General features: G+C 43.2%; 8 protein-coding genes and 1 pseudogene. 8 read left to right on the top strand and 1 reads right to left on the bottom strand.

Translation table 11 applies throughout. The features are described 5' to 3' along the window. Window positions 1–90 precede the first annotated feature (90 nt). The 8 genes and pseudogenes from FSB76_RS02700 to FSB76_RS02670 all read left to right on the top strand — a co-directional run bounded on the left by FSB76_RS02700 (window position 91) and on the right by FSB76_RS02670 (window position 11546). Window positions 91–981, top strand: coding sequence for a hydroxypyruvate isomerase family protein (locus tag FSB76_RS02700; protein WP_147052064.1), 891 nt, complete (start codon window positions 91–93; stop codon window positions 979–981). A 50-nt stretch (window positions 982–1031) separates the two neighbouring features. After that, window positions 1032–1907, top strand: a complete 876-nt coding sequence (locus FSB76_RS02695) for a sugar phosphate isomerase/epimerase family protein (RefSeq protein WP_147052063.1) — start codon at window positions 1032–1034, stop codon at window positions 1905–1907. A 16-nt stretch (window positions 1908–1923) separates the two neighbouring features. Continuing rightward, window positions 1924–2694, top strand: coding sequence for a 3-keto-disaccharide hydrolase (locus FSB76_RS02690; protein ID WP_147052062.1), 771 nt, complete (start codon window positions 1924–1926; stop codon window positions 2692–2694). Window positions 2695–3264: 570 nt separating this feature from the next. Then, a complete protein-coding gene (locus FSB76_RS02685) occupies window positions 3265–7467 on the top strand; it encodes a hybrid sensor histidine kinase/response regulator (RefSeq protein ID WP_147052061.1) in 4203 nt (1400 codons plus the stop codon). A gap of 36 nt (window positions 7468–7503) precedes the next feature. Next, a complete protein-coding gene (locus FSB76_RS02680; protein WP_147052060.1) occupies window positions 7504–8286 on the top strand; it encodes an NIPSNAP family protein in 783 nt (260 codons plus the stop codon). 117 nt (window positions 8287–8403) lie between these two features. Continuing rightward, a pseudogene (locus FSB76_RS02675) lies at window positions 8404–10416 on the top strand (PAS domain-containing protein); the annotation flags it as partial. 27 nt (window positions 10417–10443) lie between these two features. Then, entirely contained in the window at window positions 10444–11106 is a 663-nt protein-coding gene (locus FSB76_RS32925; RefSeq protein ID WP_394349430.1) for a sensor histidine kinase, read from the top strand. Between the two features lie 101 nt (window positions 11107–11207). After that, window positions 11208–11546 (top strand): response regulator transcription factor, encoded by a 339-nt coding sequence (locus FSB76_RS02670; protein WP_192910120.1) that lies wholly within the window; start codon window positions 11208–11210, stop codon window positions 11544–11546. Window positions 11547–11617: 71 nt separating this feature from the next. Here the strand turns inward: FSB76_RS02670 and FSB76_RS02665 are convergent, their stop codons facing one another. Further along, entirely contained in the window at window positions 11618–13288 is a 1671-nt protein-coding gene (locus FSB76_RS02665) for an alpha-amylase family protein (RefSeq protein ID WP_147052057.1), read from the bottom strand. Window positions 13289–13358 lie beyond the last annotated feature (70 nt).

Below are 13358 nucleotides of genomic sequence, written 5' to 3'. Positions count from 1 at the left end.
AACTTTTGTTCTGTTTTTATAAATTATCAACCGCGCGTAACCAATTATAATCCGGGATTAATACTTCCTGGAACAAACCGATATACAACCATGGAATCAAATCAAAACAGGCGGTCGGCTATAAAAAATATAGTTACCGGTACCGCAGCCATTACCGCGGCCGGTATGTTATCGTCATTTAAACCCGGAGAAAAAGAAATGGTAGTTGATACTGCGTTAAAAGGTAATATTAACCACGCCGTATGCCGCTGGTGCTATGGCGACATGACTGTTGAGCAACTTTGCGCTGCCGCCAAAGATATTGGCATAAAAGGTATCGACCTGGTTGGCCCGGCCGACTGGCCTACGCTTCAAAAGTACGGCTTATACTCGTCCATGTGTAACGGTGCCGAAATTAACCTGACCGATGGCTTTGGCGATACGCAATTTCATGCCCAGTTGCATAAAAACTACAGCGAAATGATACCCAAGGTTGCTGCAGCCGGTTATAAAAACCTGATTTGTTTTAGTGGCAGCCGTCGCGGAAAAGACAATGAAACAGGTTGGAATAATTGCGTTGAAGGTTTGAAACCTATGGTTGAGCTGGCCGAAAAGCACAATATTGTGCTGGTAATGGAACTGCTTAACAGCAAAATTGACCACAAAGATTACCAATGCGATAGGGTAGAATGGGGTGCCGAACTGGCCAAAAGGTTAGGATCAGAGCATTTTAAATTGTTATTTGATATTTACCACATGCAAATTGATGAAGGCGACGTGATTCGTAACATCCGTCAATATCATCCATACATCAATCATTACCATACCGGCGGTGTACCTGGCCGTAACGAGATTGATGATAGCCAGGAACTTTATTATCCGGCTATTATGAAGGCGATTGTTGCAACTGGTCATAAAGGTTTTGTTGCTCAGGAGTTTATTCCTAAGCAACCAGATCACATAGCATCATTGCGTAAAGCGGTACATATTTGCGACGTTTAAACCTTATGGTTTAAACACACTCCAACTGTACATTAACCAAACAGAAATACATGACAACCAGAAGAACATTTTTAGCACAGGCCGGTCTACTTTCGGCAGGTGCAATGTTAGCGCCGTCTTTACTATCGGCAAAAGAGAAGAATGGTGCAGGGCTACAACTATACAGCCTGCGCAACGAGTTACCAGCCGATGTAAAAGGTGTTATAGGTAAAGTGGCTAAAGCTGGTTTCAAAGAAGTTGAGACCTTTGGATACAGCAAAGAAAAAGGCTATTGGGGATTGCCAAGCAAAGATTTTGGGACGTTATTAAAAGATAATGGACTGAGCAGCCCAAGCGGCCACTACGGTTTAGATTCGTTTTTTGGTGAAGGAAAAACCGACGATTTGAAAATGTACATGGAAGTTGCCAATACCATTGGGCAAACTTACATCATAGTACCGTCATTAAACCATAATTTTATAAAAACCGTTGACGACTGCAAAGGCGTGGCCGAAAAAATGAATAAAGCAGCCGAGATATGCAAGGCTTCTGGTTTAAAATTAGGTTACCATAACCATAACTTTGAATGGGCACCGGTTGGCGATACCACATTTTACGATGTAGTACTAAACAATACCGACCCCAAACTGGTTAATATGGAAATGGATTTATACTGGGTTGTACGCGCCGGACAGGATCCTTTAGCCATTTTTGAGAAACACCCTGGCCGTTTTACTTTTGTGCACATTAAAGACAGGGATAAAACTAACGGCAACCTGAACACTGAAATAGGTACAGGCGATATTGATTTTGTAAAAATATTAAGTAAAGCAAAACAGGGCGGTGTAAAACACTTTATTGTTGAGCAGGAAAATTACACTAATATTGACCCTTATGTAAGCATTGCCCAAAGCGCTGCCTACTTAAAAAATACGCTTCACATATAATAAAACCAATTATAACATGAGATATTCAATAATATTAACAACCATTTTAGCCGGGAGCTTTTTTATGGCCAACGCGCAAAATGCCAAACCCGAGGATACCGAAATTTGGGAACCAATCCCCAAAACTGTAGTGCCAGGTAAAGTTTTAGGCGATGCACCATCTGATGCCGTTATTTTATTTGATGGTAAAGGGCTTGATGAATGGGTAGATGTAGAGACCCAGGCACCTGCTAAATGGACGGTGAAAGGCGATATCCTTACGGTGAACAAAGCCACCGGGAACATCGAAACCAGGAAAAAATTTACTAATTATCAATTACATATTGAGTGGCGTGTGCCTGCAAGCATTACCGGCAGCGGCCAGGCCCGCGGCAACAGCGGTGTGTTTTTAGCATCAATAGGTAAAGGTGATGCCGGTTATGAACTACAGGTTTTAGACTCATACAACAACAAAACCTATGTAAACGGCATGGCAGGCAGTTTATACAAACAGGTTATCCCGTTGGCAAACCCAGGCCGCAAGCCAGGTGAGTGGAATGTGTATGATGTTGTTTGGACGGCTCCGGTGTTTAACCAGGATGGCACACTAAAATCGGCCGCACGGGCAACCGTGTTCTTTAACGGCGTGCTTGTTGAAAATAACTTTGAATTGCTTGGCCCAACCCAATACATTGGTAAGCCATCTTATGAAGGCAAAGCCCACGGTGCGTCGCCAATAAAGCTGCAAGCCCACGGAGATAAGAGCGAGCCGCTTAGCTTCCGCAATATCTGGGTAAGAGAATTGTAAGTAGCCAATTTATTATTAAAAAAGCTCATCCTGATTTATTGGGATGGGCTTTTTAAGTTTATAAATGGCGTACAAAATCCATCCACAAAAAAACATTTTACTATTTGAGGCCTTGGCAAAGCACAGTCAGGCAGCTAACTGGGTTAACATAACTTAACACATTTTAGATAATATATTTATAAATATTTGATAATCAATACTTTGTATTTTAATATGGTTAACACTAAATTGTGTCACACAATTTAGGCTCATCGAAATACTGGTGCATGTTGTTGGCCAGTACAAGTCTCTTCGGCAGCCGGATCATCTACCCCGGATCAGCAAACAAAAACAAGACGTCGTTTTACGCTTATATCTTCCAGATGCCTTAAGGTTATTCCATTAGCTGTTTAGATGCGTTTGCCCTGCCTGGTAAAAATCTCTCCGTTTTATTCTCATAAAAATACTTATATTGAACTTTTTATTCAATACTGACTTATTAGTACCTAAATAAAACCCTAAAGCCTGTTATGATGCCCGCTTATCTTAATGAGTTTTACTTAACCAGTTAATTATCAATATACTATCGATTTGAATATTTACAAGTATTTATTTTTAAGTGTACTGCTGCAGCTTTTTGCTTTAAAAAGTTTTTCGCAGCAGGCTAACCTTAAATTTGAGCACTTTGGAACCCGTGAGGGCCTATCGCAGGTTAACGTAAGTTGTATTATGCAGGGTATTCGGGGTTTTATGTGGATAGGCACCCGCGATGGCCTTAACCGTTATGATGGTTACAGCTTTATAAATTATAAACACAGCGCTACCGATAACAATAGCCTGAGCAGTAATGTGGTTACAGATGTGGTTCAGGATAAGCAGGGCAATATTTGGGTTGCTACCGCCATCGGATTAAATAAATATGATTTCAAATCCGGGCGTTTTTTACGTTATCAGCACGATAATAAAAATATTAACAGCTTATCATATAACACCATAAATGACCTGGCCATTGATCATGATGGCAATTTGTGGATAGGAATGCAAAAGGGAGGGCTCGATTACTTCGATATCAAAAAAAACAAGTTTACACATTATCACCATTCAGAAACCGATAGTACGTCATTGAGTAATGATAACGTTGCTACCGTGCTTGAAGATTCGAAACACAATCTTTGGGTTGGTACATCAGGGGGCGGATTAAACTTGCTTAATAGAAAGAGCAATTCATTCAGGTTGTTCCGGCATGCAGATGCAGATAATAACTCCATTTCCCAAAATGACATTACGGCTCTTTTTGAAGACAATAATCAAAGAATTTGGGTGGGTACTATGGATGCCGGGCTTAATTTATTTGACAGGGATAAAGGCACATTTAAACACTATCTGCATAGCGACAAGCAGGCCGGCACCATAGCCGGTAATACAATCCTGAGCATAGGGATGGACCTAAATGATAACCTGTGGGTAGGGTCGGAGAATGCTGGGCTTAGCATCTTCAACTTTCAAACCGGGGTAATCAATACCTATGCTCATGATGATATTGATAAAAACAGCATTAATGGCAATACCATTTACAGCATTTGCCGGGATAGATTAGGGAATATGTGGCTCGGCGCTTTTAGCGGAGGTGTTAACTTGTTTAAGCGCAGTACTCAAAGTTTTGATCATTACCGGCATACCGCATCGCCTGCGAGTTTGTCAAATAATTTTGTGCTGTCGCTTTATGAAGATAATGATAAAAATATTTGGGTAGGCAGCGATGGAGGGGGGATCACCGTTTTTAACAAAAATGGCACCGTAAAACAATATATCAAACAAGCCGGTGATAAAAATAGTATTTCGGCAAATTACGTGCTCTCCATCAACCAGGACCGCCAGGGCGACTATTGGATAGGCACATGGTCGGGGGGGATTTCTGTTTTTAATAAGGCAACAGGTAAGTTCAGACACTATTTAAATGATCCGGCCAATCCCAATAGCTTAAGCAACAACAATATATACGCGCTGATACATACCCGAGACGGGGATGCGTGGATAGGTACCTATAATGGGGGACTAAACAGGTTTGATAACAAAACAAAATTGTTTAAAACGTTTAGGTTTGATGCTCATAATGCCGGTAGCGTGAGTAGCGACAGGATATATTCGCTATTTGAAGATAGCAAGGGAAACCTCTGGATAGGTACCTTTGATGGCGGCCTGAATAAATATAACCCAGCAACAAACTCCTTCACCCGCTTTATACACGATGAAAAAACAAATAGCATAAGCAATAACGGGGTTCCGGATATTTTTGAAGATAGCAAGGGGCGGCTATGGGTAAGCACCTTATTAGGCTTAGATCTTTTTGACCCCGAAACCGGGCACTTTACCGTTTTTAGTACCAAAGATGGCCTGCCCAGCGACATTATTTATGCGGTAAGGGAGGATAAAAAAGGGACGCTGTGGGTTAGCACCAACAATGGCCTTTCTAATTTTGACCCTGTTAAACGCACTTTTAAAAATTATAGCGTAGAAGATGGATTGCAGGAAGATGAGTTTAAATCGCATTCGGCACTACAAACCAGCGATGGTAAATTATACTTTGGCGGCATTAACGGGTTTAACGGCTTTAAGCCAGGGCAAATTTTAAAGCCCGCCGGCTTTTCGCCCCTCGTAATTACCGATTTTCAGCTGTTTAATAAATCGTTGACGATTGCGCGTAATGCTCAAGACCCATCGCCGCTTAAGCAGGAAATTGTGGATACCAAATCTATTACGTTATCCTATCGTCAGTCGACAATAACCATGCGTTATGCTGCGCTTGATTATGCATCAGCCGATAAAAATCAGTACAGTTATATCCTTGAAAATTTTGATAAGGAATGGAATAACGTGGGTAGTCGCAATACAGCCTCATACACCAATTTGCCTCCCGGGCATTATCAGTTTAAATTAAAATATAAAAACACTGCGGGTAACTGGTCGCCGGTTACAACTGGTTTGCAAATTACCATAGTGCCGCCGTTCTGGTTAACCTGGTGGTTTAGGCTGCTGGTACTTTTAGGTATCATCGGCCTGGTTGATGCCTTTTTCAGGTATCGTATTATGCTCGAGAAAAAGCAAAAATTGGTATTGGAACGTTTGGTTGAAGAACGCACAGACAGCCTGACCAAAATGACTATCGACGAACGCATTTCGCGGGAGGCTGCCGAAAAAGCCCGTGAGGAGGCCGAAAAAGCAAAAGAGGATGCCGAGGCTGCCAACAAGGCAAAAAGTGTTTTCCTGGCTACTATGAGCCATGAAATTCGTACGCCTATGAATGGCGTAATTGGCATGGCGTCGCTGCTGGCCAGTACAAGCCTAACGCCCGAACAGGAAGAATATACCGAAACGATAAAAACAAGCGGCGATGCCCTGTTGACAGTGATTAACGACATCCTGGATTTTTCTAAGATCGAATCCGGAAACATGGAAATTGAGCAGGAAGATTTTGATTTGCGCGAATGCATCGAAAGCGTACTGGATGTTTTTGCCGAGAAATCGTCGCGCTCCAATCTCGATCTGGTATACCAGGTGCAGCACGATGTACCGGCTCAAATAGTTTCCGATTCGTTACGCCTGCGCCAGATTTTGATAAACCTGGTGGGTAACGCCATCAAATTCACTACGCAGGGCGAAGTATTTATCAGCGTATCGGTTAAAAGCAACCAGCACGGGGTGCTTGAACTGCTGTTTAAAGTGCGCGATACAGGTATCGGCATCCCCGAGGATAAGATGGAACGCCTGTTTAAAGCCTTTTCCCAGGTTGATTCAAGCACCACCCGAAAATATGGCGGCTCGGGGCTGGGGCTGGCCATTAGCGAAAAGCTTGTTAAAATAATGGGCGGCGAGATTACGGTAAAAAGCGAGGTTGGTGTCGGCACAACCTTTGCTTTCAGCATCAAAACCAAAATCGGCAACAAGGCCAAACGCAATTATGTGTACCAGAACCTCGCCGAACTGGAGAATAAGCGCATCATGGTTATTGATGATAATTTAACCAATCGTGAGATTATGGAAACGCTGCTGCGCCAATGGAAATATGAGCCGGTGATGGCCTCATCGGGCGCGGAAGCTATTAAAATACTAATGCAGAGTGTTGCTGTCGACCTGGTAATAACAGATATGAAAATGCCGGGCATGGACGGCGCGCAGGTAGCAAAAGAAATTAAAAAGCAATGGCCGGCCCTACCTGTAATCCTGGTAAGCTCGGTAGGTGGCGAGCATCATAAAAACGAAGCAAACCTATTTGACGCCGTATTGACCAAGCCCGTAAAACACCATGTGTTGCACAAACTGGTTACAGAACAATTAAAAAAGCTTACGCCGCAAAAAAAAGATGCGCAACTTACTCATTCGCAGTTTTCGGAAGAGTTTGCAAAGCGGTACCCCATGCGTATTTTAATTGCCGAGGATAATGTTATTAACCAGCGGCTGGCAATTCATATTTTAACAAAAATGGGATTTACTGCAGATTTGGCCGAAAACGGGCACGAGGCTGTAAACGCGTTGATGGCTAAAGATTACGATGTGATACTGATGGATGTGCAAATGCCCGGTATGGACGGGCTTGAAACCACCCGCTTTATACGGCAGAATATGACCACACAGCCGGTTATTATAGCGATGACGGCTAATGCGCTGCCCGAAGACAGGGCGGCCTGTATTGAGGCGGGGATGGATGATTATTTGAGCAAACCTATGAAGCTTTTGGATATTATGGATATGCTGGAAAAATGGGGCAAATTCATCAACAAAATGCCCGGAAATTAAAAGTTTGAATCTATATTTACGAAATTTTAAGTATTCATGAAAACACAACTTACCCGTACATTTACCTTGGCTTTTGGCTTGCTGCTTTTGGCTTTTAGCTTATCTGCCTCTCCAAAAAGGTATTATTATGAGCTTAAAGTTTACCACTACAAAACGTTGGATCAGGAGGCAAAAATTGAACATTATTTAAAGGATGCTTATTTACCGGCGCTGCACAGGGCAGGCATACCCAATGTTGGTGTATTTAAACCCGTAAAACAGGACACTGCAGATAGGCGTATTTATGTTTACACCCCGTTTACCAGTTTAGACAAACTTACAGGTATTGATAAAAAATTACAGGGCGATACCCAATATTTTACCGATGGCGAGGAGTACATGAATGCCGATTATAAAGACGCCCCTTATTCACGCATTGAAATTATGATATTGCATGCTTTCCCTGGTATGCCGGCGCCCGCTGTTCCCGGGCTTACCGGTAATAGGGCAGATAGGGTTTACGAACTCAGGAGCTATGAAAGCCCTACAGAAAAATATAACTACAACAAAGTACGCATGTTTAATGACGGCGACGAAATAGGGCTGTTTAAACGCCTTGGCTTTAACGCGGTTTTTTACTCGGAGGTAGTATCGGGCTCGCATATGCCCAACCTGATGTACATGACCACCTTTGAAAATAAAGAAGAAAGAGAGAAGCACTGGGCGGCGTTTGGTAACGATGCTTATTGGAAAACCCTTTCGGCAAAGGCCGAGTATCAGCACAATGTGTCGAAAGCTGATATTTTCTTTCTTTTCCCAACCGAATACTCTGATTATTAATATCCATTCAAACAAAATTTAGACAAGGCGGTTGTAATTGGAATTTAATTACTAATATATTTTTTATTACAAAAAGTTATATTAGTTGTTGTTAAAAGTTAACGGCAATTCCGGTTGATGCAACACCATAACTACAAATTTTTAGAGGGCAGTGGCGAGATGGCTACCCTGATCAGGGAGCACGACTGGTCGCAAACATCAATAGGTACGCCTGATAAATGGCCGGTTAGCCTGCTAACAACCGTCGGTATAGTTTTAAATTCCCGGTTCCCGATGTTCATGTACTGGGGCCCGGACCTGGTTTGTTTTTATAACGATGCCTATCGCCCCAGTTTGGGTGTAAATGGCAAGCATCCGCAACTGTTAGGTCAGCCTGCAAAAGTATTCTGGTCTGATATATGGCATGTTCTTGAACCACTTATTCAGCAGGTATTATCGGGCGGCGGGGCAACCTGGCATGAAGACCAACTGATACCATTTTACCGTAACGGCACCACCGAAGATATTTATTGGACGTTTAGCTATAGCCCCGTTTTAGATGAATCCGGTAATCCGGGAGGTATTATAGTAGCGTGTACCGAAACAACCGAAAAGGTGCTTGGCCTAAACCAGATTCGGGAGAGCAAACAGGAATTGGAGTTTGCCATAGATGCAGCCGAATTAGGTACCTGGGACCTTAATCCATATAACAATAAGTTTATAGGCAATAACCGGCTTAAAAGCTGGTTTGGACTTAAGCCCGAAGCTGAAATTGAATTGCCCCTGGCCATAAGCGTAATAGCCGAGAAAGACCGCGAAAGGGTTGCAAGCGCAATTGAGGAGGCTTTGCAACCATCATCTGGAGGTAAATATGATACAGAATATACTATTATCCATCCCGAAACAAAAGCAGAACGGATAGTAAGGGCGAAAGGAAAAGCGCTTTTTGACGAAAAAGGTACTGCGGTACGCTTAAACGGCACTTTGCAGGATATAACCGAAGAGGTAGTAGCCCGGATAGAACTTACACGGAGCGAACAACAATTTCGAGCTTTGATATTGCAGGCCCCGGTGGCAATAGCCGTATTTAAAGGGCCACATTTTGTTGTTGAGGTAGCAAACGACCCCATGTACCAGCTTTGGGGCAGGGGACCTGAGGAAATCATGGGGAAGCCCATATTTGAGAGCCTGCCGGAAGCGAAGGGACAGGGTTTAGAAATACTGTTGGAAAACGTATACCTCACGGGCGAAAGATTTGAAGCCCGGGAACACCTGGTAATGCTGCCGCGTGATGGAAAGGTTGAGGTAACTTATATTAATTTTGTTTATGAGCCATTGCGCGATAACAATGGTATAACCGGTGTAATTGGTGTGGCCTCAGAAGTTACAGAGCAAGTAATTGCCAAGCGTAAAATTGAGGATGCCGAGGAGCGGGCCAGGCTTGCCCTGGATGCAGCCGAGATGGGCAGCTTTGACTATAACCTGGTAACCGGAAAAATTATAGGATCGGATAGGCTTAATGCAATATTCGGGTTACAGGGTGTTCCTGAACACGATGACTATTTAAGTAAGCTTAAGGCAGATGACCGGCAAGTAAGGCTCCGTGCTTTTGAAGAAGCCTTAAAAACCGGCCACTTGTATTATGAAAGCCGGATAATTTGGGACGACGGTAGCGTTCGCTGGATTCAAACCGAAGGCAAGGTTTATTTTGATGAAGATAACAAACCAATACGTTTGCTGGGTACAGTACTTGATGTAACCCAGGAAAAAGAATATCACGAAGAGTTACTAAAAATTAACCAGCGCCTGGAGATTGCTTTGGAAGCTGGCCGGCTGGGGTCATATGAATTGGTTATTGATACAGGTTTGATGACTTGCACGGCGCAATTTAAAGCCAATTATGGTTTAGATAGCGAGGCTGAATTTGAGTTTGAAGATGTTATATCCTTAATATTGCCCCAATACCGTGATGTGGTTAAGCAAAAGATAGACGAGGCCATTACAAACCATAGCGTTTACAATATAGAATACCAGGTACAATGGCCCGATGGATCAATCCATTGGATAAATGCATCGGGCAAGGCCAGGTATGACCAAGCCGGCAGGGCTACAATTATGGTAGGGGTTACTTTTGACATTACTGAGCAAAAACTACTGCAGCAGCAAAAAGATGAATTTATTGGCATTGCCAGTCATGAACTCAAAACGCCGGTAACCAGTATTAAAGCTTATACGCAGGTACTTGAGCGTATGCTGACTCAAAAAGGTGATATGCGTGAAGCCGCGATGATTAGTAAAATGGACGCCCAGTTAAACCGCCTCACCAGCCTTATTGCCGATTTGCTTGATGTTACCAAAATAAACTCTGGCAGGCTGCAATTTAACTATACCTGGTTTGATTTTAATCAATTGATAGCCGAAGTGGTAGAGGATTTACAACGTACTACGCAAAAACATACACTTTTTGAAGATATGCAGCAAACAGGACAAGTGTATGCCGATCGTGAAAGGGTAAGCCAGGTACTGGTAAATTTAATAACCAATGCTATCAAATACTCGCCTCACACTAAAGAAATTATTATTAGTACGAGAAAAGAAAATGAAGAGGTGTTAGTGGGCGTACAGGATTTTGGCATTGGTATCTCCAAAGAAAAACAAGAGCGGGTTTTTGAACAATTTTACCGCGTTAGTGGCGTAAAACAGCATACTTTCCCCGGTTTGGGGCTTGGTTTGTACATATCTTCGGAAATTATAAAACGTGAGGGTGGTCGTATTTGGGTTAATAGTGCCGAAGGCGAAGGCTCTACTTTTTATTTTGCCCTTCCGGTGCAAAAAAATTAAATGATTATGAGTGAATTATAATAAGAAATATTCCTAAAACCACTAAGATAGGCTTGATTTTTGTGGTGGAGATTACATAAGTGGGAAATTTAAAAAAAATCATGATAGCGGACGATGATCCGGCGATTGTGGACGCGGTGGAGATTATACTGGATTTTGAAGGATACGAGGTTTCGTCGACCGTTAACGGTGCTACGGTGTTGGATATGAAAACAGAATTTCCAGACTTGCTTTTGCTTGATATATGGATGTCTGGCTCGGATGGCCGCGATATTTGCCGCGAACTTAAACACCGGTCGGATACCAGGGCAATTCCCATTATTATGATATCTGCCAGCCGTGATATTGAACGCTCCGCATACGAAGCCGGTGCCGATGACTTCCTGGCCAAACCCTTTGAAATTGATGATCTTTTGGGGAAAATAAAACGACTGTTATAAATAAGAATCCTCTATTAACAGGCGGCACACCGTACTATTAACAGAGGATACGGTATCAGCAATCTTATTGGTTAAGCCCAATCAAAATCCACCACTTTTCCGTCGAGTTTCCATTTTTGAGGGAGCATCGTTTCCATCCAATCTAAAGGTTCGCCCAATGGTAATATACTTGCTGCACTTGCAAAAGCTTTTTTAACAGCTTCCTTTTGTTCGGTGCCCATAGCTTCTGGCTGGCCCGATACAAATAGGGGCGCGCCACTCCCGGCCAATAATTCCAGCCACTGCTTATTACGGCCCCATGCTATTTTAGTAGTTATGCCTACACAGTCACCATCTACAGCATAAAATTTATTGTGCTGCGGCAGGCGGAACGCCAGCGTGTTTACACCCATTTTGCGTGTGCGTTCCCACTCGTTGCCGCTGGTGTCATCGCCTATACGGCACATCTCAAAAATGCCCGCGCTTAAATGGCTCATGGTATTACAGCCTATTACATATATCCCATCGCCGGCTGCTTCGCGGATATCGCGGTACAAATCAAGAATAATTTCGGCTGTTGTTTTACTCCAGTCGTTATAATTCCAGTTAGGCGCTGTAATGCTGTCTTTCATGTCAAATCCCCAACGTCCAGTGATATCGTAGGTGGTAAAGTCGTGTTTAACCATTTCGTACCCCCATTGCTTGTAAAAGGTAAAATTGCGTTTAATACGCTCCCGGTTTTCAGGGATGGTAGGGTCAAGCGTTGGATTTTTAGGATCGTCCCGGCCCGGAATTTTTGGCGCCAGCAGGGTTGCCTTTTCATCATGGCGAGCGCATAACGGGCGCATCCATAAACCCGGGCGCATGCCCAGTTTTTTGATTTCATCGCCTAACAGGTGCATGTCCTTAAACTTATCATTTGGCTTGCTAAAATCATCATTCCAGCCGCCATCTCCCGGCAATAGGGGCGAATATGTTGCCCAGCCCGCGTCAATTACCGAAAAAGGTTTGTTGTTGGTATCGGTAACCAGCTCGCTCATCATGGCGGTGGTTTGTTTTATCAGGTCGAAATTGTTGTTGCCATAGGCAAAATACCAATCGTTTATGCCGTAAATAGGTTGTTTAGGTAGCCGTGGTTTCCCGCACATCATACCACAAAAGCGATGATCGGTATAAAAAGCGTTTTCGCCCGGCTTGCTATGTGTGGTTACAATATCTGCTGCATGCAGGGTGCGGTTATCCAGCAACACGCCATTGCCGCCCGAATGTGTATCCAGGTTAAGATCTAAATTATTTTGGTCCAGTCCCCACCAGCAAATACTGCCCGCACCTGTTTTTACACCAAAACAGGCGGTTTGTTTCCCATCGTTTATTAATATATACCACGGGCTTTTACTTCCGTCGAAGCCAGATTTCCATTTTAAATCGCCATAGGAGCGTTCCCAATGGTCGCCGAGGTATTTTGCCGATGATGGCGTGTTATGTTTCCAACGCAACCTAACGGCGCTTAACTGTTGTGTTGGCGACTGCAGGTAGATGGCTTTAGCATTGCCATTGGTTTTAATCGTTACTTCAATATCCTTATAGTTGAATTTTGTACCGTTGGTGCCTTTTAACTTAACCCATTCTTCGCCAGATTGCGCCCAAACCTCATCAGGTGCATTGATGGTTGTTGTTTGGGCCGATGTAGCATAAGTTAGGCGGCTAAACAGTACGGCGGCGCCGGTTGTTGCCGTAAGTTTCAGGAAATGTCGTCTTTGCATAGTAATGTTCTGAATTGGATGTACAACATTACTAAAAGCATTCAGAGAATTAAAATGAAATATTGCCAAT

This window comes from Mucilaginibacter ginsenosidivorax (assembly GCF_007971525.1).
GTDB classification, from domain to species: Bacteria; Bacteroidota; Bacteroidia; order Sphingobacteriales; family Sphingobacteriaceae; genus Mucilaginibacter; species Mucilaginibacter ginsenosidivorax.
Note: the sequence above shows the minus strand (reverse complement) of the source record. Positions and strands in the feature narration are given on the sequence as shown.